Below are 22,055 nucleotides of genomic sequence, written 5' to 3'. Positions count from 1 at the left end.
TATTTAACCATGAAATCACATTTAGATAAACTTGTACTTAATTATCTCGAAGGGATAAAAACTAATTTAGCAGCGAAATATAAATGTAAAATGAAACGATATTTATTGCCTGCCCTTGCGGGAATTCTGTTATTGGCTTCGTGTATCAAAGATCGCTCTTTACTGCTCTTGGAAGCCTTATATCAACAGCCTGGCCTGCCTGTATTGGAGAGCCGATCAATCATCAATTACTGGAATTTTAACAGCAATTCATTACTCACTCCTACGCAAACAATAGGCGATGCTTCCCTCACCTATACGGAAGGCAGTGACATAGCGGATGCTGTTTCTCCCGGAACGGCGCTAAATGCAAGAGCAAGCGATGATGCGGGTAGTGCGCTTCGTTTACGTAATCCAGCAGGTGTTTTTACACTTAGTCTTCCCACCATCAATTACAGAGATATTATCTTCTCGTTCGATGCGCAACGTACGAATAACGGTCCAGAGCTTAATCTGATTTCTTACAGCATTGATGGCACCTCCTTTCTTACCACCAGTGTAACCCCCGCCATGAATCAGGTAGGATTAGAGTGGCAAACATTTGCGTATGATTTCTCCAGTATTGAAGGGGCAAATAATAACCCGAATTTTAAAATAAGGATTGAATTTGATATTAATAACACGGGCGATTCTGGAAATAATAGATACGATAACATCGCATTGGACGGCAACATCATTGATTCTAATCTTGCCACACCTGAACTGTTGCATTACTGGGATTTTAATGAATCTACCTCCTCTGCCCCAGCCGTCACCCCCACGCTAACCACTGGTGGAGCTTCTCTGCTCTATGACGGAATTTGGGATGGATATAATATCGGAAGCTTGATCAATGCTCGTAATGGTGGTATAGCTGGATGGTCATTAAGACTTCGCAATCCAGCCGGCACATTTACGTTGACATTGCCGACGACGAATTACAGAAATATCCAATTGACGATGGCCGTACAGCGCTCTTCTTCTGGTGCAGCGACGAATACGCTTACCTATACGATAGATGGCACAAACTATATCTCAACAGGTCTTGCATCTATCAATTACACACCTGAAACGGACCCTGAGTATGGATTGGTCCAGTTTGATTTTTCGAACATCGCTGGTGTAGACAACAACCCTAATTTCAAAATTCGGATCGACTTCTCTAATGGAAGTACCGGTAACTCGGGCAATAACAGGTTTGATAACATCGCGGTGGAAGGGGTTCGATTATGAAAATAGTATTCTTTGCAGTAATCATGTTGCTACTTTTCTCTGGCTTTTCAGCAGTGCCGATCAAAAAAAAGATGCGTTACAATAGCAAAATTGTCCTCAAAATTCCAGAACCATCCGACATTTGTTTTTCGGCAGATGGTCAATCTATGTACATCGTGAGCGACCATGGTTTTCTTTACCAAACCGACACGAAAGGAACAATCCTTCGGAAATCGGAAGTAGAAGGAACAGATTTCGAAGGCGTGTACGCCGATAATGAATTTGTATACGTAGCCGACGAATCATCAAGACGCGTACTGAAGCTTGATGAAAAGACCTTGAAACAGGTAGCTGTGTACGACGTACCCTACAGCGGCGCAAGAAATTCTGGCGTAGAAAGTTTAACCTTCAACAAGGCCACAGGACGTTTTATCATGATTACAGAGCAAAATCCAATTATCATTTTTGAGCTCGATAAAGAATTTAGAAAGATAAATCAACGCAAGTTTACTGCGGCTAGAGACATTAGTGCCGCTACATATCACGACGATCATCTATGGTTATTGAGCGATGAAGACCGCACTGTTTTCAAATTGGACCCCATTAGTTTTGAAATAGTAAAAACTCTTACAATCAATGTGCTCAATCCAGAAGGAATTGCCTTTGATCCCGATGGAAAAATGATCATCTGTAGCGATGACCTTAGAACATTGTATTTTTTTAATAAGCCTTAAATATTATCGTGAAAAAAATCATTAAATTCCTTTTGGCATTTTCAATTCTCTCTGTCAATGCTCAGGTTACCGTTTCTAGTGGTGAGCATGTAGTAGAAATAGGAACTGTACTATCTTCTTATCTTAACTTTAGAGAAATCAATTCCGATGCTACTAATCAGAATAAAAATAATGACCGTTTCAGATTAAGGGACGCTCGTTTCTATCTTAAAGGGCATATTGGCAATAAATATGAATACAAACTACAAGCAGATCTTTCGAGCTTAGGAGCAAGAGAAATGGATCCGGAAACTCCAGCATTACATGATGCCTATATCAAGTACAAAGGTTTCAAGCCATTTAACATCACGGCTGGTTACGGAAAGTTGCCTTATTCCCGCTTTTCCATGGCGGCGTTTACTAACTCTCCCTATTGGCAACGCGCCCAGGTCGTTAGAGGAGATATTTTTACCCGTAGGGATGTTGGCATTACTATAGATCGTAGTCTTTTGAATAACAGAATCAATATGTATGCTGGTGTTTATACTGGCGTTGGCGAGCTTTTTTGGCAAGGGGATAACGATCCATCAGGCGCATTTGAATATGTCGGAAGAATAGATTTCTCCTACCCGAGCCGTTATCGTTACCAAGATATAGATACAAGAATTAGCCCAGTGCCTATGTTTGCTATTGGCGCAAACACGAGATATACGGAAAGAAACTTGCCTGATGGGGCGTCTTTTATCACGGGGCAAACGGGACCTTACGGTATTAAAGTAATTGATGGCAAGAAATTTGGCATCGGTGTAGATGCTAGTTTTCAATACCAAGGCTTCTCAGCACAGTTTGAGATACAAAATTTCCAATCCACACCGCAACATACAAATGATCCAAATTTGAGAGGTCTACCAATAGAATTAACCAACGGCTATTTTAGATCCGGAGGATGGGTAGCTCAAGCAAATTATTTCATCAAACCTACCAAAACTATCATATCTGGCAGATACGAGGATTTAAATCTCAACGATTTGGCACCAGGTAGTTCGCAACGTTTTTCTGGCGCCATAGCATTTCAATTGAACGGTTTCAAATCCATGATTAAGGCTCAATATTTTAATATAATAAAAGAAGAATCGATTAACCAAAATAGATGGACTGAGCAGTTTAGAATTGGATGGCAGTTCGTCTTATAATGAAATAACTACGATAAGGAACATACCGTATTTGCATTTGCAAACTTCTTATTGTGTATATTTACAAATAGCCAGCAATGCAATGTTAGGTGTATCCTTATCATACGATGTTTGATTTCCGATTAAAAGTATTCCACACTGTAGGAAAACGCCTCAACTTTACAAAAGCTGCGGAAGAACTTTTTATTACACAACCTGCCGTCACAAAGCATATTCAAGAAATAGAAAACTATTACAAATGCAAATTATTTGAGCGGAACGGAACGAAAATAAAACTGACCATCGCCGGCATTACCTTATTAAATTATACTGACCATATTTTTGACACGTATAGGAATATCGAATTTGATTTGGCTGCGTTAACAGAAAATGTAAAAGGCACCTTGAAGTTGGGAGCCAGTACTACAGTTGCACACTATCTACTTCCAAAATACCTCGCCTTATTCAAACAAAAATTCACGGATATCGACATAAAAGTTATCGATGGAAATACGGAACACATCGAAAACGCGTTAGCTGAAAACAAGATTGACGTAGGTATTATCGAAGGGAAATCCAAACGCCAACATATAAAATACTACCCCTTCATTAAAGACGAAATAGTACTTTGCACCAACAAGGCAAACAAGTTATTTAACAAATCGACCATATCCTTAGATGAACTGCAAAAACTACAATTAATTGTAAGGGAACAAGGATCGGGGTCTTTGGAAGTTGTTACCGCTGCGTTAAAAACACTGAATATAAAGCTTTCTCAACTAAACATTGAAATGGTTTTAGAGAACAGCGAAAGTATAAAATCTTATGTATCTCATTCAAAAGCTTTTGCCTTCCTTTCTGTTCATTCCATATATAAGGAGCTTAAAAACAACGAAATAAAAATCGTTGATGTAGCAGGTTTACGTATTGAAAGATATTTCTATTTCATTATGCAACCAGGTGGCTCCCCTCGCCTACCAGAGTTATTTTTAAAATTCATGAACCGAGATAACCTGAAGTTATAGGGAATTGTTAATAGTCATTTCTCGAACTTCATAACAATATTGAACTTTACGTTAAATTATTTAATAAAATTTAGCGCAATGAATGACAAAGCCCCCCTTAACAACGGCAGCCAGAAAAAACTTCTAGACAGGAGCATTACTACCAGAGAAGTCATTTTCCTTTTAGCACTGGTATTCTGCTTGTCACCTTTTATATCACCTCCCATTGCGTTGCTTCTGGGTATTATCATTGCTCAATTTGTTGGGCATCCGTATTTGCATCTAAATCATAGAGCCACTCACTTATTATTACAGGTTTCTGTAGTAGGTTTGGGTTTTGGAATGAATGTAGACATCGCATTAAAGGCAGGAAGAGAGGGGTTATTGTTTACAGTTACCTCCATTTTTGCTACACTTCTTTTAGGCTATTTATTAGGCAGACTTCTAAAGATAGACAACAAGATCTCTTATCTTATTTCTACTGGAACTGCCATTTGTGGCGGAAGTGCCATTGCAGCGGTTTCTCCCGTCATTAAAGCAGCAGAAAAGCAAATAAGCATCGCTTTAGGCACTGTTTTTATTCTCAATTCGGCAGCACTTCTTATATTCCCTTATATCGGAACTCAATTACAGCTTTCTCAGTCACAATTCGGTTTGTGGTGTGCGATTGCCATTCACGACACCAGTTCTGTTGTGGGCGCGGCAGGCAAGTACGGAAACGAGGCGCTACAGATTGCTACAACAGTAAAATTAGCGAGAGCATTATGGATAATTCCAATCACTTTTATTAGTGGTTTTATTTTCAAGTCAAGTGATCAAAAAATAAAAATCCCTTATTTTATCGGTCTGTTTGTGCTTGCTATTATTATCAACACATATTTTCCCTTGGCGCAAAACTTCAACAGTACAATTGTACAAATTTCAAAATCTGGGTTAACGGTTACGCTTTTTTTAATAGGCTGCGGACTATCCAAGAAAACATTGGCTGCAGTAGGAATTAAACCAATTTTGCAAGGTCTAATATTGTGGATAGCTATTTCTGTAGCAACACTTTTTATGATATCTTATATATAATGTCTTCTCCTAAGTTTAGAAAAGGCTAAGTCTTTAATTCGGGCATACGACAAGACAGGTTTATGCATATATTTGCACGGTATTTGTACGACTACATTTCTAATGGATAAGAAGTAACGGCAGTCTTACAAGCAATATACCATAGCAAATTACGCATTACAGCAAGATATACTATATGTCAAAATTCTTTCTATACCTAAGAACCAATACCTTTCGAAAAAATCTGATCTATGCCATCGTGGGTATTATTGTATTGTTCATCCTGACGTATATTGGCTTACGGATTTACACCAAACATGGTGACCGTCAAGAAGTCCCCGTATTGAAAGGCTTACACATTAGCGAAGCCATCGCACTCTTAGACAAGGTAGGATTAGAATATCAGGTGGATTCCATCTATCAATTGGATGCACGCCCGGGGATGGTCATTGAGCAAGACCCGGAACCAGCTTCCGCGGTAAAAGGTGGAAGAACAATTTACTTGACTATCATTACCCAAACTGCTCCCGAGATTGCTTTTCCAGAGGTGGTAGATAAAACCCTGATTGAAGCAAGCTCCATCATCAAAAATCATTCACTGAAATTGGGCGATACCACCTACGTTAACGATATTGCTCGTGATGTGGTGCTTGATGCCACATTTGGCGGTCAGCCAATTACAGCTGGACGCATGATTCCAAAAGGATCACGCATCAATTTGGTGTTGGGTAATGGTCGTGGCAACGATCAAGTCAATATTCCTGAATTGGTCGGATTGCCATACAGCGAAGCTGAATTTGCTTTACGCGGTTTGGGTTTAGTGGTGGGAAGCATCAGCTTTGCTGATGGATCAAGAGATACCATAAACGGCACTGTCGTTGAACAAACGCCCGATATTACGGCACAATTTATCCCTCTGGGATCTGCCATACATCTGAAATTGTCTAACTCTGTCGTTCCTATTACTACCGAATAGATCCATCTATCATGCAAGAAGTTCAACCAGAGAAAAAGAAAAGAAGCGTATGGATGATTCCGGTCGGAATCGTATTCGTGATCATCGCATTGATCGTATCGTGGGTAGCCTACGTAGCCGTATTATCACCGACCGTAGAGACGGATGCCAACTATTTTTACGTACACAGCGATGATACGTACGATGATGTAATGCAACGCATCAAAGAAGAGAATATCGTGCGCAATTACACGCTTTTTGAATACATGGCCAAAGCCATGGATCTACCTGTCAACATCAATCCTGGGCGTTATCGCCTTGATTCAGAAATGAACAATCGTCGATTAATCGGTAATCTGCGCGGTGGCTATCAGGAAGCGGTGAAATTCAGATTCCAGAATGTACGCTTGAAGGAAAATTTTGCCGGCTTGTTAGGGCAGCATTTCGAGGCCGATTCATTAGAATTCACGCAACTACTAGAGGATGAGAAGACGGCCGAAAAATACGGCTTCACATCCGATAACTTTTTCTCCATGTTTATTCCAAACACGTACGAAATCTATTGGAACACCAAGCCTGAAACCATGATGGCTCGTTTCCATACGGAGTACATGAATTTTTGGAACGCAGAGCGAAAAGCAAAAGCAGATGCATTGGGCATGACGACGCAAGAAGTTAGTACCTTGGCTGCTATTGTGAAAGGCGAAGCCATGCACACGGATGAGATGCCCGCCATTGCCGGTCTGTACATCAACCGCTTAAAGCGTGGCATGCTTTTGCAAGCCGATCCAACGGTAATTTTCGCTAATAATGACTTTACAATTCGCCGCGTATTGAACCGCCATTTAACGATCGATAATCCGTACAACACCTATCGTTTCAAAGGCTTGCCACCGGGACCGATCATGATGCCAAGTATTGTGGCGATAGATGCTGTATTGAATTATAAAAAGCACGATTATATCTATATGTGTGCAAAAGATGATTTTAGTGGATACCACTTATTTGCGAAAACAATGTCCGAGCACTTGATCAATGCGCGTAAATTTCAGCGCGCCTTAGACGAAAGAAACATCAAGCGTTAGCACATCAGCAAAAAGAGCTTTTTGTCTTTTCGCTTTATTAATTTTAACTTCGCCAATATGTTTGTATTCGAAAACAAAATACGTGTACGCTACGCCGAGACCGATCAGATGGGTTACATGTATTATGGCAACTACGCCACATATTATGAAGTGGCACGTACCGACATGCTGCGAAGCACGGGGATTTCCTACAAAGAACTCGAAGCGATGGGCGTGATGATGCCCGTGATCGACATGCAAACCAAATACCTGCAACCAGCAAAGTACGATGACCTGATCACCATTAAAACGACTATTCGAGAACTCCCCAATGTGCGAATTTGCTTCGAATACGAGCTGTTCAATGAAGCGGGGATATTGTTGAACACCGGCAAAACCTTGCTTGTTTTTGTTGATATGGCCAAAAATAGACCATGCCGTGCACCAGAAGTATTTATGAACAAGATAAAATCTTATTTCTCGTAAGATGAAAAAGGTCCACGACAGACTCTTGAATGTAAGATTCTACGATAACTTTATCGAGTGGACTAAGAGTGCTGTACTACCGGGTTTTGGCTCGCTGCCATTATATACGGTTTTTGCCTTCTTCTTTCAAGAAATAGCACGTGAATCTATCCTTAATAAAGCTTCTTCCCTAGCCTACAACTTTATGTTGGCTATTTTCCCGGGAATTATCTTTCTGTTCACACTCATCCCTTATATACCAGTCAACAATTTTCAGGATCAATTGATGGAACTCATGCAGGTGGCTATGCCTTATAGTGCCTACGAATTCCTAGAAGTAACACTCAAGGATATTATAAAAAGGCAAAATACGGGTTTGCTTTCGGTAGGTTTTGTGTTGTGTACGTTTTTCGCTACAAATGGCATGACCAACTTGATGATGACGTTTAACAAATCTTCGCTTTCTAGAGAAGATCGCAGCTGGGGTCAAAAACGTTTGGTAGCCTTAGCGCTGTCTACCGCAATCGTATTAGCCTTAGCGATTGGCATCTTCTTATATGCTGGCGCCAACTTTTTGATTAACTACCTTAAGAATACGATTGATTACGATTTAAATTATTTCTGGCATATCCTCATTAAGTTCGTCCAATGGTTGTTTATGTTCGGCATATACTTTTTCACCGTAAGTCTGGTCTATAAATTTGGCCCTAGCCGGAGCAAAAGATGGAAATTCTTTACACCTGGCGCTACACTTGCTACCGTGCTAGCTATTTTATCTTTTTCTGGATTCGCTTATTATATAAACCAATTCGGCACGTATAATAAACTATATGGTTCTATCGGTACATTGATCGTGATGATGATTTGGATGTACTTGAATGCCTTAATCTTGATTGTAGGCTTTGAATTGAATGCCAGCATTGCCCTCTCCAAACAGAGCATCAAAATCGTACGTCCGCGCACGTATAACTCCTTCAAGGCAGATACCACCGAGAAGTAGTACCAGCAAAACCACAATTGGTTCAACTTTCCTGAATCTTTTTTCTACATAAATAGTTGTATATAAAAGTTTTTTGTACTTTTGCAGTCTCTGCAACGCAGGGAAAAGGAGAAAATTAATTAATGGCAAAAAAACAAGAAGCAGAAAAAGAATTAGCAGCGAAAAACGCAGAGCTACAAGGTGCTGACACTAAAGTAGTGAAAGACACTGAAACCATCGAATCCGAAGCGGATTCAAACCTAATCAACGAGATCAAATCTAGTTCATTGAGCACACCAGAAGGTGACTTTGACTGGGATTTCGATGAAAAAGCCTTCGGTAACTACAGCGAGGCTGAGCGTACTAAACTAGAAGAGCAGTACGCTGGTACATTCAATCAAATTAACCAAGGTGAAATTATTGAAGGTACTGTAGTATCCATCAATAACAAAGACGTGGTATTGAATGTTGGATTTAAATCTGATGGTTTAGTAGCACTTTCTGAGTTCCGCGACCTTCCTGAGCTAGCAGTTGGCGATAGCGTTGATGTATTTGTTGAATCTCAAGAGGATGCAAATGGTCAATTGGTATTGTCACGCAAACGTGCTAAGACACAAAGATCATGGGAAGCAATCAACGAAGCTTTGGAAAATGATGCAATCATTGATGGTTTCGTGAAATCACGTACCAAAGGTGGTTTGATCGTGGACATTAAAGGTGTAGAAGCTTTCTTACCAGGTTCACAGATCGACATCAAGCCTATTCGTGATTACGATATCTATGTAGGTAAAACAATGGAATTCAAAGTGGTTAAAATCAACCACGAATTCAAAAACGTTGTCGTATCTCACAAAGTATTGATCGAAGATGATTTGGAAAACCAAAAATCAGAGATCGTTGCGAAATTGGAAAAAGGTCAAGTATTGGAAGGTACTGTTAAAAACATCACAGACTTCGGTGTATTCATCGATTTGGGCGGTGTAGATGGTTTACTTCACATTACAGATATTTCTTGGGGTCGTATCGAGCATCCAAGAGAAGTTCTTGCATTGGATCAAACAATCAACGTGGTTGTTCTTGACTTTGATGATGAGAAAAAACGTATCGCTCTTGGTCTAAAACAACTTTCTGAGCACCCTTGGGCATCTTTAAGCACTGATCTTGAGATCGGTTCTAAAGTAAAAGGTAAAATCGTAACTGTTGCAGATTACGGTGCTTTCCTTGAAATCATCCCTGGTGTAGAAGGATTGATCCACGTATCAGAAATGTCTTGGTCTCAAAACCTACGTTCTCCACAAGAGTTCTTGAAAGTAAGCGACGAAATCGAAGCACAAATCTTGACTTTGGATCGCGAAGATCGCAAGATGAGCTTAGGTATTAAACAATTGACTCCAGATCCATGGCAAAACATCGCTGATCGTTACCCAATTGGGTCTAAAGTGAAAGCGGCTGTTAAAAACATGACTAACTTCGGCGTATTCGTTGAGTTGGAAGATGGTATCGATGGTTTGATCCACATCTCTGACCTTTCTTGGTCTAAAAAAATCAACCACCCGAACGAATTCACTAAAGTAGGTGAAGAACTAGAGGTTGTTGTATTAGAGCTTGACGAAGAAAACCGCAAATTGTCTCTAGGTCACAAACAATTGGAAGAAAACCCTTGGGATACTTTCGAAACGATCTTCACAGAAGGTTCTCTTCACGAAGGTACTGTGATCAAAGTTGGTGACAAAGGTGATATCGTTGCACTTCAATATGGTGTAGAAGGATTCTGTCCATCTAAACATGCCGTTAAAGAAGACGGAACTGTATTGAAAGTTGAAGAAACGAATGAGTTCAAAATCATTGAGTTCAACAAAGAAAACAAGCGTTTAGTAATTTCTCACTCTCGTATCTGGGAAGATAAGAAATCTGAAGCTCGTGTAGAAGAATTCAACGCACGTAAGAAAGAGGCAAAAGCTGCCAACACTGCTGTGAAAAAAGTGAAGGATTCTGTTGAGAAATCTACACTAGGAGATCTAGGCGTATTGGCTCAGTTGAAACAACAAATGGAAGGTGACGAGAAAAACTCTAAATAGTTTTTGATCGTAACCGAATCATTTCAAATACTAAAACCCTCCGCTATGCGGAGGGTTTTTTCGTTATATTCGTTTTGCATAAACCACCTAAGCAAGACGCATGAACAAATTACCTCTAATCGACGTAAAAGCGCTACAAGCGCTACTAAATGAGCAAAAGCCTGTCATATTGCTTGATGCTACGATTGACAAGGTCAATCAGCAAATAGATCAAGATGGCGTCGTGCCAGAACTTATCCCCGATTCTATATTCTTCGACATAGAAGGCGCGTTCTCCGATCATATCAATCAGCTACCGCATACGATGGTAGATGCAGAAACTTTTGAAAGAGAAGCAAGAGCGCTTGGTATCAATACGGATTCGATCTTAGTTATCTATGACCGCTGGGGTATTTATTCAAGTCCGAGAGCGTGGTGGATGTTTCGTGCGATGGGGCATGAAAACACCTATGTATTGCAGGGCGGATTGCCTGCTTGGAAACAGCTCAATCTTCCGGTGGTATCCGAGCATCAAGATTTTTCTACCATCGCGACAGGAAACTTTATCGCCAATCCACAATCCAATTTTTGGAAAAGCAAAGCAGAAATTCTACAAGGATTGGAAGATCAGGAAAATACCATTATTGACGCGCGTAGCGCTAATCGTTTTGCTGGAAGCGCAGCAGAACCACGCGCTGGATTGCGTGCAGGGCATATTCCTGGTGCAAAAAATCTTCCTTTCGACCAAGTATTGGCAGACACGCAATACAAAGATTCGTCAGCGCTAAAAGCGATCTTCGATCCGCTTATTGGAGAAAAACCCGTGGTATTTAGCTGCGGCTCTGGTATTTCTGCCGCCATCATCGCATTAGCTGCGCACCAACTAGCACACGAAAACCTATCCATCTACGATGGATCTTGGTCTGAGTGGGGAGCGGATGAAAATGTACCGATCGCGAATGGTTAAACTCTAAACCGGATAAAAAACTTAGGCTCGCGGAGCTGGCAGCGGCACATAGCCATCATCGCCGGGTACTTTCGGAAATTTATGATCGACCCAATCCTGTTTTGCTTGATCTAGAATCTCTTTGCTTGTCGCCACGAAGTTCCAAGAAATAAATCGTTCTTCCGGAAAAGGTTCGCCTCCGAAAATATATACCGTCGTGCCCGCCTTGATCTCAAAGGTACAGAGGTGTGCATCTTTCGTAATCAAGATCTGTTTTGGTCCATATGTATGTTCTCCACTTTTGATCTCCCCTTCGAGGATATACAAGCCGCTCTCGCCATACAATTCACCACGGATGTCAATTAATGCATCTTGCTTCGCTTTGATTTCTAGCATATACAATCTGCTGTAGACTGGCACAGGAGATTTTCGGCCGAATGCTTCACCAGCGACTAATTTATAGCTGGCGTTATCATCTTCCCACGCAGGAATATCCTTCGCTTCCGTATGATGAAATTCAGGCTCCATAAATTCCAACTCTCTGGGCAAAGCCACCCAAATTTGCAATCCATGCATGTACTTATCTCTCGTGCGCAGATGCTCCGGCGTACGCTCAGAATGTACCACACCCTTACCAGCAGTCATCCAATTCACAGCACCTGGTGTGATCTCCATGGCTGTTCCAATGCTGTCGCGGTGAAAGATTGCACCGTCAAATAAATATGTTAAGGTCGAAAGTCCGATATGTGGATGCGGACCTACATCTAAGTTTTCGTGATCTGCCAGACAAGCTGGCCCCATATGGTCTATAAATACAAAAGGACCGATGGATCTTTTCTGGCGGAATGGTAAAAGTCTCCCAACTAGAAAATTGCCAATATCGGCCGCTTTTTCCTCAAGTATAAAATCAATATTAGACATATCCTTATCTCTTTCTGGTTGCTTAAAGATAATTCTAATATTTCAATAAACCATGCTGGCATGCGATAGCATGCCAGCATGGTTATTTATTCTACGCCACCGCCGAGTGCACGATACAAATCGGTAACGGCTTGTAACTTTTCGCGTTTGATATTAATCGCTTCCAGTTCATTTTCCAACGCACTATTTTGCGCCGTGATTACTTCTAAGTACGTCGCCATACTGCTACGGTACAATAGCAAAGCATCATTCGTAGCTTTGGTCAGATGGTTCTTTTTGGCCTCGACCAACTTCAAGCGCTCATCAGCATGAGATGACATAGCCAGCGCATCAGAAACCTCTCCTACCGCAGTCAACAACGATTGACGAAACTGCACCGCTGCTTTTTCTTGTTCAATCTGCGCAATCTCATAAGCTGTTTTCAATTCTTTCTTACGAAAAATTGGTTGCGTAATATTTCCAGCGACGCTTTTGACAACAGAACCCGGTATATCAAACCAGCTATTGAATTGAAAGGAATTCACCCCGATTGAAGGCGTCAGACTCAACGTCGGATACATGGCGGCCTTTGACAAGCCCGTTTGCGCATTCGCGCTCACGATCGCATACTCCGCTGCTTTTACATCTGGCCGTCTGCTCAGCAACATCGCAGGTACACCCGTATCAAAGAACTCCTCTGGCATAGCCGCGTTCAAACTACCTGCGCGCTCCAATGCAGAAGGAAAGCTTCCACAAAGGATATTCAACGCATTTTCCTGTACGGCGATATTTTGCTTTGCTAGAGGAATTAACAATTCTGCTGTTTTCTTTTGCGCTTCTGCCTGATCTAAGGCTAGCGAACTAATCATTGCTGACTGATATTGCAATCGAATCATATCTAAGGTACTGTCGCCCAAAGCTACATTACGTTGCGCGACTTTCAACTGCTCATCTAACGTAATGAGCGAATAATAAGCCTGTGCCACCTGCGCAACAATACGGGTTTTTAACGCATTCATATTCTCTTTCTCCGCAAAATACCGAGCCCAAGCGCCTTCCCGCTGCATCTTAACTTTGCCCCAGATATCGGCTTCCCAAGATAAGCTCAACGTAGCCGTATAATCGTCCATATACGGCGTGCCCAAGAATTGCTCACTCAAAGAACCATTCAAGGAGTTTCGTGATAGCCACATGCGGTTTGCGCCAACGGACAGATCCAGCGTCGGCAACAACCCCAATTTGGCTTGTTTGTAAGTCAACTCCAACTGATCCATAGATAGCTTAGCCACCATAATGTCGTTATTATGTGCTAATGCTTTATCAATTAAGGATAAGAGTATCTCATCTTGAAAAACGTATGCAACGGTAGTACAACGCTATCCGCGGTTACACCCGTAATCTCATTTCTATAGGTATCTGGCAAGTCCACTTCCGGCCTTGCATATTTGCGCCCTACCTGACATGAGGTTAGCACTAAGGCTATCCCCATGACAGAAAGAACATGTTTCGTGATCTCTTTCATCATTAATCTTTTGTAGGTGTAATTTTAGGTTTCCCAGAAACCAACTCTTGCAAGTACTGGAAGAAGATGTACAATATTGGGATCACAAAAACCCCTAATACCACACCGCTCAACATACCCATCGCCGCGCCTGTACTGATCGATTTATTCCCGGCAGCAGAACCTCCCGTAGCCAACATCAACGGAATCATACCCGCAATAAAAGCAAGTGAAGTCATGATAATCGGACGAAGACGTGCTCTGGACCCGTCCAATGCTGCTTCTAAAATGGAAAGTCCTGCTTTGCGGCGTTGCACCGCAAACTCGACAATCAAAATCGCATTCTTAGCCAGCAAACCAATCAACATAATCAGACCGACCTGCACATAGATATTGTTGTCTAAGCCAATCGCTCGTATGCCCAAGAAAGCACCTAGGATACCTGTCGGAATGGAAAGCAATACCGCCAAAGGCAGCAAGTAACTCTCGTACTGAGCGGATAGCAAAAAGTAAACGAATAGGATACTCAGCATCAAGATCACTAAAGTTTGACCGCCGGCTGATTTTTCTTCTAAACTCAGACCCGTCCACTCAAAGCTATAATCGCCTGGCAATTTGCTCAATACATTTTGCTCCAAATCATCCATAATGGCACCATTACTGGTACCTGGGTTGGCCACCACATTGATCGTGACCGAATTGTACAAGTTATATCGGTTCACCGATTCTGGTCCATACACTTTATTCAAGGTCACCAGCGATTTCACGGGCACCATCTCTCCAGCATCATTGCGTACAAAGATCTCGTTGAATGCTTCTTCATCCGTTCTAAAAACACCGTCTGCTTTGATGTTCACGCGGTAAAACTTACCGAAACGTGTAAAGTTCAACGACTGATCTCCGGCGAAATACGTTTGGATCGTACCCAACATGGCACTCACATCCACGCCTATTTGTGCTGCTTTTTCTTCATCGACTTCCAATTCGAATTGCGGGAAATCTGCTCTAAACATCGTGTACGCATATTGCACACCTGGCCGTTGCATGATCTGCCCGATCACTTCATCGGCTCTTGCTTTCAACGCCGTTGGATTATTACCCATACGATCTTGCAAGACCAGTTCCGCACCGGAAGTCATACCATAACCATCTACTGGTGGCGAACGGAAAGCCATAATAGTTCCTTCTTTCACACCTGCAAATTTCTGCGAAATAATGCCTAGAATCTCATCGATATCGTTGACCTCACCACGATCTTTTTTCTGCTTCAGTTTAATGAAACCCATAGCGTAAGCCGGTCCAGCACTATTACTCAAGATATTGAAACCGGTAATACCCGAATTACTCTCTACCGCTTCCATGTCCATCAGCAAGGTGTTGATTTTTTCGGCCACTTTGGTCGTACGATCTAGCGCCGTTCCGGGAGGCATACTCAAACTATAGACGATAAAATTATCATCTTCCATTGGCACAAAACTGCGCGAGGTACTATTCATCATATAGATTGCTCCTGCCGTAATGATCGCGATCAAGCCGGTAGCCAACCATTTTTTCTTGGCCAAGAATTGTACACCCAAGATATAACGATTTGTCATGTGATTGAAGCTGCTATTGAAAGCGGTGAAAAAACGGGATCCAAATCCTTTTTTCTCGCCGGTCTCTTCGTCGCCATGATGTTCGTTTTTGAGCAACAAAGCACACAATGCAGGAGTCAACGTCAAGGCATTAATCGCCGAGATAATAATCGCGATCGCTAACGTGTAGGCAAACTGCTTGTAGAAAATACCCGACGATCCGGTCATAAACCCAATCGGGATAAATACCGCTGACATGACCAAGGTGATCGAAATAACCGCACCGGTGATTTCGCTCATTGCGCTGTGTGTGGCTTCCCGTGCATTCATAGTAGAACTTTCCAGCTTACCATGCACTGCCTCTACCACCACGATCGCATCATCGACCACGATACCAATAGCGAGCACGAGTGCAAACAAAGTCAGGATGTTGATCGTAAAACCAAAGGCCAGCAAAAAGAAGAACGTACCCACAATCGCACCGGAACGGCAATAGCCGGAATAATGGTGGATCTCCAATCTTGCAAGAAAAGGAACACGACGACGAAAACTAGTAAGAAGGCTTCAATCAAGGTCGATTTCACCTGTCCTGTCGCTTCATCTAAGCGATCTTTGGTACTCATCAAAGTGCTTTGTTTGATTCCCGGAGGAAATCGTTTGGCCGCATTGGCCAATTCTTCACGCACACCAATTTCGATCTCGTTGGCATTCGAGCCTGAGGTTTGCAAGATGGCGATGGTGACGCCATTCTTACCGTTGAATCGATTGTCACCACTATAACTGATGGATCCAAATTCGACGCGAGCCACATCCTTCAACCGTACCAAGTCGGCACCATTACGTTTCACGATGATGTTCTCATATTCTTCTGGCTGTGTTTTTTTACCCTTATACCGAATCACATATTCCAATGCCGCATCCGATTCTTCACCCAGCTTACCCGGAGCAGACTCCAAACTTTGCTTCGAAATAGCAGCTGTCACGTCTTCTGGCACCAGATTATAGCTAAACATTTTTTGTGGGTTTAGCCAAACGCGCATGGAGTAATCTTTGGCACCAAATACTTGTGCCTGCCCTACTCCGGGTACCCGTTTAATCTGTGGAATCAAGTTGATGTTGGCATAATTCTGCAAAAACAACTCATCGTACCGATCATTATCTTCGGTATATACACTGAAGATCATAATCATACTATTTTGCTGCTTGGAGGTGGTCAATCCCATTCGGATTACCTCTTGCGGCAAGATTGGTGTAGCTTGCTGCACGCGGTTTTGCACGTTTACAGCGGCCTGATCGGGATCTACACCTTGCCTAAATACTACACGCACGGAGAATGTACCATCATTACTGGCGGTAGAGCTAATGTATTCCATGTTCTCTACTCCGTTGATTTGCTCTTCTAGTGGTGTTACGACCGAGCGCAAAACGGTCTCACTATTTCCGCCCGGATAACTTCCTGAAACCTGTACGGTAGGCGGTGCGATATCTGGGAATCGGGTTTGCGGCAAACGCAGCAAACCAATTACACCCAGAATTACGAATATTACTGATATGACCGTAGCCAACACGGGCCGATCTATTATTCCTCGTATCATGGATACTATTTCTTTATACTATGTTTTGAGATAGATATTATTTTCCAACCGTGTCTGCTGCCGAAAGCAGTGGCGCAACGACCATACCTTCTTGGAGCACATCGATACGGTTTAGTGCTATTTTTTCGCCATGCTCCAAGCCAGATTTCACAATATAACTGTTGCCCGACTTGCCCGTAATCATGATGGGTTTCATCACTACTTTATTGCTATCCGCTAAAGAAAACACGAAGAAGCGATCCTGAATATCACGCACACTGGCCATTGGGATGGTCAACGCTTCGGATATGGTACGCGTCAACACTACTTTTCCGGCACCACCAGCGCGCAAGGCTTTGTCTGGATTGGGGAAAGTGGCTTTCATCGCGATACTTCCTGTTGTACGATCAATATTTCCACTGGCGATTTCTACACGTCCACTATGCGCATACGCGGTACCGTCTGCCATAATGAAGTGGACAGATTCTACCGCTTGGTCGCCTTTACTCGTATTGACAAATTGAATAAAGTCGGCTTCGGTCAAGGAGAAATAAACATTCACATCGTTGATCTCCGAAAGGGTCGTCATTGGCGTAGCGTCGTTTGGTGTAACTAAGTTTCCGATACGCTTTGGAATACGACCGATATAACCGCTTACCGGCGCCTTGATCAGGCTGAAATCCGCATTGATCTCCGAAGATCCCAATGCCGAGCGCGCTTGCGATACTTGTGCCTTTGCAGCGGCATAGCTAGCCTCTGCTGCTTCGAGCTGTAGTTCGGTATATACTTTTCCAGCTACCAAAGGACGTACTTTTTCTAATTCAATCTTGGCACTTTGCTCTGCCGCCACCGCAGCTTCGTATACCGCGCGGCTGCTATTAACTTGCTCATTGAATACATCGGCTTTGATGCGAAATAGCGATTGTCCTTTTTGGACGTAACTACCCTCTTGCACAAAAATCTGATCTAGGTAACCACTCACCTGTGCTTTAATATCCACATTTACGGTACCTTCAATCGATCCGGGATATTTCTTTTCTACTTTTGCTGATCCATTGTGCAGCTCCATGAAATCCACATCAGGAGTAGCAGGCGGCGGAGCTGATTCTTCTTGCGCTCCACAGGACATTAACAGCCCTATAGTTCCAATACATATCGTGAAAAGCACGACGATTCTGTTCGCGACAATACGCTTTTTCATAAGGTAAGATTCTATTTTGAACTGCAAAACTAAGCAAATAGGTTATTGGAAATGTCAGTCAAGTTTACCGAAGTGTAATATTTAGGTACTAAAACGACAAGGGCAGGATTCCGAACTTTGGCACGATTCTGGTTAGTAATTCAACCAGTTTTTGAAGATGGACGCCTTTTCTCGACTAATGACGACCTCCAACTCTGGATTATTCTTGATATCTACTTTAAGCTTGCCATTAAAGTAATTGTGGACTTGACCGATCGCATCTACACAAAGGATAAACTGGCGATTGGCACGAAAGAAAATAGAGGGATCAAGCTGTTGCTCCAACTCTTCCATCGTGAGCGGAATTACTTCTTCATTACCATCGGCAAGATGCGCTCGGGTGATCTTCCATTCGGAATAAAAAAAGATGACATCTTGTACCAGAATCGATTTGTATCCATCCTTATATGGAAGTAAAAAACGTTTGCGAAATTTCTTCGGTTGAAAGAAGTTCATCAAACCTTCTAAAGTAGACTGATCCAATACGTTGGACTGCTGCGATCCCAATTTGTCCAGAGCGGCAGACAATTCATCTTTCTCTACCGGTTTTAGCAAATAATCGACACTATTATGTTTGAAAGCTCGCACGGCGTACTCGTCGTACGCTGTGGTGAAGATGATCGGACAATTAATGGGCTCTCGCTCTAAGATTTCAAAACTCAAGCCATCGGAAAGGCGTACATCCATCAGCATCAAATCTGGACAAGGATTGGCGGACAGCCAGTCCACCGTGTCGGATATGCACTCCAGTACAGCTACTACTTCGGCCTGTGGCCGAAGTTCTTTTAGCAATCGCTTTAATCGATCCGCATTAGGTTTTTCGTCTTCGATGATGAGTATTTTCATGGTTTAAACAATGGAAGAGTTACCGTATAGATGTGTTCATCCTGATAAATATGAGGCGCTGCTGCAGACAGTAACTTGTAACGGCGATTGATATTTTTAATACCAATACCAGAAGATGGAATCACTTTACTCAATGGCATGCGCGAATTTTCTACTTGTAACTGCGCGGCATCCGTCGTGAATATTTTAATCTGAAGCGGTTTTTTCTTATTTGTCTGGTTATGTTTCAAGGCGTTTTCGACTAACAGTTGCAGGGTGAGTGGCGGCAAGTTATAGGAACAATATTTAGGATCTATTTGAATATCGAACTGCACGCCTTCGCCAAAGCGTTGCCCAATAAGGTAGCGATATGGTTATAAGAATTTGAGTTCTTCCTCAAGTGTCAGCATATCCTTCTTGGCGTTGACTAAGAGGTAGCGGTATATTCGACTAAAGTTCTCCGCATACTCGTATCCCACCTGCTGATCCTCTAAAATTAATTCTGAAAGCACACTGAGATTATTAAATACAAAATGTGGATCGATCTGCAACTTCAACGATTGTAACTCCGCTTCCGTAGCTACTTGGCTGAGTTCCGCAGAGCGAATAGCTTCATTCTTCCAGTTCTCCACCAGATAATTACCGATATTGATACCCATGATCATGAAAGAGATGACGATACTCACTAAAACCCATTGCATCATCTCTCGTGTTTCTGCTTCCAGTGTCAAAGGATTGTTCTCGACCACTGGCTGCGCCCCAAATAGATAAGGACATATAAAACTAAAGACTTGATTGATGAGCAATACAGCGCTCAAATTCATAATGGTCTCTGCCGCAAACCGTTTCCCAGGATCTCGTGTCCACGATATCTTTGTATTTAACCATTTGCCAATATGAATGCTCGATTCGGATATTAAAAAGCAAAACAGTAAGGAAGTCAAGAGATCTAATGCAATTTGATCACTAGGACGATTAAAAAAATTCTCCCAATAATCAGAGAATGGATCCATCAGATAAACGACCAAGTATAGCAGCAAATATGCTGAACCCACGAATAGAATTCGCTTCCATGTATTATTCAAAAAGCTCTCTCTAGTGCTATTCATTAGGCGAATTGATTTTTTCTAAGATTTACATCCATCATAAGGATACAAATTTGCGAATTTAATGTCATGCAGACGTCCTAATTTGGCTAAAACACCTAATTCACATACTGAATACGAGTAGAATTCATCTGAAGCGTCATGGAATTCACATGTATTTGTACTTATACACAGCGGTTAATACGCCATTGAAAGGTAAATAATACGTGTTAATACATTTACAAATATTGATGGCATCGAGTTTGTGATTCTTACCTCAAAACAAGCACATTTTTTTACACAGCATATAATAAGCATCAGTCATCCACCCCCCGGATGACTTTTGTCTTTTGAGAAGATGGTGAATTGATATACCTTCTCATGATTCTAGCCAATTGGATCAATCAACGCATTCCATGTATGACATGATTTCCCTTTAATATTTGCTGCATAGATAGCCCTCAAATCTGCTATTATAAAGTGGCTGGTATGCAGTCTTACACTTCAATTTAGATATCAGACAGAAATTTATTTAAAATGAAACAGGTTGGCAATGCATAACTCGCCGTGTTGTTACAGAGTAAAATGGGCAATTCAGAATCGAAAAAGCACTATTTTTACTAATTACTACTTTTTTTTACATAATGATGAGATTTTTTTGACTAAATTTAAATATTGATAAACTAAAAAGAAATTATCATGAAAAATCTTTTATCTGTAGCATTACTATCGCTAACGTTAGTATGCCTGACTAGCGCAAAATCAAAGGTTATAGCAGCTGATTGTCCTAGGGGAAGTGTTGCTTATTGCGATGTGCAATGGAATCTCGTGTATGAGGGATATCTCAATAACCTTGGATATGATCGACCGTGGAGTTACGCTGTACCTGAGTATCTCCGACTCGAAGCGAGAAGAGTTGCCGATCAAGCATTTAACGATTGTCTTCGCCAGAGGGGATGTTCAGTGTCTTTAGCCAAATAGTAGGTAGAATAATTTGAAAAATATTCCTTGCTGATTAAAATCAGCAAGGAATATTTAATGATGACGTGATCAGCAATTTATAGAGACTTATCTGAGAACCTGCGATCAGCAGAATTCTGTGTTTTACACCATTCTATCTAATGGTGAATTTGATACATTCTGAAAAAAAATTTAAAAAAATTTGCATAGTGTATTTTTTACACTATCTTTGTGTCATCATAATTTAGGTTTATAATTGGTTAGTAAAGGTTTTCATTCTCCCCGTTTGAAAACCTTTTTTTTGCCTTTAAAACAACATTTTTCGAGGCTATTTGTTCTGTCCAATGTACTACCTATCCGTTTTACATTAATTGATAACATTATGAAGAGCACCAATTTCTTTTTCATTTTAGCACTGTTCCTTGGCTTGGCCAACTCGTGCAATCAGGCAGAAGATAAGCACAAAAAACATAATCAAACACAGCAAGAGAATGAACCATTCGACCAAACACCTGCGCAGCCTGATAGCTTGCAATTAGATTCGCTTACCAGCGATTCGGTCGACTACAACCGGCCAGAATCACCACGTATGTAATCCATTTGCTCATCTTGCTATTTTTCTGAAAAAGCCGGGATCAGAAACTTTCATCTAACCCCTATTTAGAAGATTTCATACGGACCTTCTGTGAATACCGTTTGCCGTCTATATCGTGACAAAGCCTTTTAAACCGATCACAAAAGATTTGTTAAATTTGCTG

18 protein-coding genes and 1 pseudogene are annotated in these 22,055 nt (G+C 41.7%); 12 read left to right on the top strand and 7 right to left on the bottom strand.

From position 1 onward, the window contains the following. Nucleotides 1-90 precede the first annotated feature (90 nt). From AC3IRT_RS05145 to AC3IRT_RS05095, 11 genes are all read left to right on the top strand, one after another. The gene (locus AC3IRT_RS05145; protein WP_489395362.1) at nucleotides 91-1,251 is read left to right on the top strand and encodes a hypothetical protein; all 1,161 of its coding nucleotides are present in this window, start codon (nucleotides 91-93) and stop codon (nucleotides 1,249-1,251) included. Continuing rightward, entirely contained in the window at nucleotides 1,248-1,964 is a 717-nt protein-coding gene (locus tag AC3IRT_RS05140; RefSeq protein WP_489395361.1) for an SdiA-regulated domain-containing protein, read from the top strand. Before AC3IRT_RS05145 ends, AC3IRT_RS05140 begins: the two co-directional genes overlap by 4 nt. An 8-nt stretch (nucleotides 1,965-1,972) precedes the next feature. Further along, nucleotides 1,973-3,136 (top strand): porin, encoded by a 1,164-nt coding sequence (locus tag AC3IRT_RS05135; RefSeq protein WP_489395360.1) that lies wholly within the window; start codon nucleotides 1,973-1,975, stop codon nucleotides 3,134-3,136. 107 nt (nucleotides 3,137-3,243) lie between these two features. Continuing rightward, nucleotides 3,244-4,140, top strand: a complete 897-nt coding sequence (locus tag AC3IRT_RS05130; RefSeq protein WP_489395359.1) for a LysR family transcriptional regulator — start codon at nucleotides 3,244-3,246, stop codon at nucleotides 4,138-4,140. 78 nt (nucleotides 4,141-4,218) lie between these two features. Further along, nucleotides 4,219-5,193, top strand: a complete 975-nt coding sequence (locus AC3IRT_RS05125; protein ID WP_489395358.1) for a YeiH family protein — start codon at nucleotides 4,219-4,221, stop codon at nucleotides 5,191-5,193. Nucleotides 5,194-5,368: 175 nt separating this feature from the next. After that, entirely contained in the window at nucleotides 5,369-6,148 is a 780-nt protein-coding gene (locus AC3IRT_RS05120) for a PASTA domain-containing protein (RefSeq protein WP_489395357.1), read from the top strand. A gap of 11 nt (nucleotides 6,149-6,159) precedes the next feature. Further along, nucleotides 6,160-7,212, top strand: coding sequence for an endolytic transglycosylase MltG (gene mltG / locus AC3IRT_RS05115; RefSeq protein ID WP_489395356.1), 1,053 nt, complete (start codon nucleotides 6,160-6,162; stop codon nucleotides 7,210-7,212). 57 nt (nucleotides 7,213-7,269) lie between these two features. Then, on the top strand, nucleotides 7,270-7,677 hold the full coding sequence (locus tag AC3IRT_RS05110) for an acyl-CoA thioesterase (protein ID WP_489395355.1): 408 nt from the start codon (nucleotides 7,270-7,272) through the stop codon (nucleotides 7,675-7,677). Between the two features lies 1 nt (nucleotide 7,678). Then, on the top strand, nucleotides 7,679-8,656 hold the full coding sequence (locus AC3IRT_RS05105; protein WP_489395354.1) for a YihY/virulence factor BrkB family protein: 978 nt from the start codon (nucleotides 7,679-7,681) through the stop codon (nucleotides 8,654-8,656). 122 nt (nucleotides 8,657-8,778) lie between these two features. Then, nucleotides 8,779-10,713, top strand: a complete 1,935-nt coding sequence (rpsA, locus tag AC3IRT_RS05100; protein WP_489395353.1) for a 30S ribosomal protein S1 — start codon at nucleotides 8,779-8,781, stop codon at nucleotides 10,711-10,713. Nucleotides 10,714-10,813: 100 nt separating this feature from the next. Continuing rightward, a complete protein-coding gene (locus AC3IRT_RS05095) occupies nucleotides 10,814-11,659 on the top strand; it encodes a sulfurtransferase (protein WP_489395352.1) in 846 nt (281 codons plus the stop codon). Nucleotides 11,660-11,680: 21 nt separating this feature from the next. On the opposite strand, the gene AC3IRT_RS05090 is transcribed toward AC3IRT_RS05095, so the two are convergent. From AC3IRT_RS05090 to AC3IRT_RS05060, 7 genes and pseudogenes are all read right to left on the bottom strand, one after another. Next, nucleotides 11,681-12,559 (bottom strand): pirin family protein, encoded by an 879-nt coding sequence (locus tag AC3IRT_RS05090; RefSeq protein WP_489395351.1) that lies wholly within the window; start codon nucleotides 12,557-12,559, stop codon nucleotides 11,681-11,683. An 86-nt stretch (nucleotides 12,560-12,645) separates the two neighbouring features. Beyond that, nucleotides 12,646-13,833, bottom strand: a complete 1,188-nt coding sequence (locus tag AC3IRT_RS05085) for an efflux transporter outer membrane subunit (protein ID WP_489396103.1) — start codon at nucleotides 13,831-13,833, stop codon at nucleotides 12,646-12,648. 229 nt (nucleotides 13,834-14,062) lie between these two features. After that, nucleotides 14,063-17,208 (bottom strand): annotated as a pseudogene (locus AC3IRT_RS05080) (efflux RND transporter permease subunit). A gap of 37 nt (nucleotides 17,209-17,245) precedes the next feature. Next, nucleotides 17,246-18,388 carry an efflux RND transporter periplasmic adaptor subunit gene (locus AC3IRT_RS05075; protein WP_489395350.1) on the bottom strand — a complete coding sequence of 381 codons (1,143 nt, stop codon included), beginning with the start codon at nucleotides 18,386-18,388 and terminating at the stop codon, nucleotides 17,246-17,248. Between the two features lie 132 nt (nucleotides 18,389-18,520). Further along, nucleotides 18,521-19,273, bottom strand: coding sequence for a LytR/AlgR family response regulator transcription factor (locus tag AC3IRT_RS05070; protein WP_489395349.1), 753 nt, complete (start codon nucleotides 19,271-19,273; stop codon nucleotides 18,521-18,523). Continuing rightward, the gene (locus AC3IRT_RS05065) at nucleotides 19,270-19,503 is read right to left on the bottom strand and encodes a hypothetical protein (protein WP_489395348.1); all 234 of its coding nucleotides are present in this window, start codon (nucleotides 19,501-19,503) and stop codon (nucleotides 19,270-19,272) included. Before AC3IRT_RS05065 ends, AC3IRT_RS05070 begins: the two co-directional genes overlap by 4 nt. 123 nt (nucleotides 19,504-19,626) lie before the next feature. Then, nucleotides 19,627-20,361, bottom strand: a complete 735-nt coding sequence (locus AC3IRT_RS05060; protein WP_489395347.1) for a histidine kinase — start codon at nucleotides 20,359-20,361, stop codon at nucleotides 19,627-19,629. 1,318 nt (nucleotides 20,362-21,679) lie between these two features. On the opposite strand from AC3IRT_RS05060, the gene AC3IRT_RS05055 reads away from it, so the two are divergent. Then, nucleotides 21,680-21,892 (top strand): hypothetical protein, encoded by a 213-nt coding sequence (locus tag AC3IRT_RS05055; protein ID WP_489395346.1) that lies wholly within the window; start codon nucleotides 21,680-21,682, stop codon nucleotides 21,890-21,892. Nucleotides 21,893-22,055 lie beyond the last annotated feature (163 nt).

The sequence above is a fragment of the Sphingobacterium sp. KH_072 genome (assembly GCF_057837975.1).
This window is presented reverse-complemented; position numbering and strand designations above follow the sequence as displayed.